Annotated in this window: 1 protein-coding gene; it reads left to right on the top strand. The window is 63.5% G+C overall.

Annotated elements, in window-relative coordinates; genetic code table 11:
* The coding region (locus tag J5474_RS22625) for a phosphoribosyltransferase family protein (RefSeq protein WP_280842552.1) at nt 1–252 on the top strand (252 nt) is incomplete at both ends.

Here is a 252-nt window from a genome sequence, read left to right as displayed (position 1 = left end):
GCTCGGCATCATCCGCAACCACTATGTCGGCCGCACCTTCATCGAGCCGACCGACCAGATCCGCCATCTCGGCGTGAAGCTGAAGCACAGCGCCAACCGGCCGATGCTGGAGGGCAAGCGTGTCATCCTGGTCGATGACAGCATCGTCCGCGGCACCACCAGCAAGAAAATCGTCGAGATGGTCCGCGCCGCCGGCGCGAGCGAGGTGCATATGCGCATCTCCTCCCCGCCGACGACCCATAGCTGCTATTA

This window comes from Sagittula salina (genome assembly GCF_017813235.1).
GTDB lineage: Bacteria > Pseudomonadota > Alphaproteobacteria > Rhodobacterales > Rhodobacteraceae > Sagittula > Sagittula salina.
The sequence above is the reverse complement of the archived record's forward strand: the minus strand, read 5'-3'. Positions and strand labels throughout refer to the sequence as shown.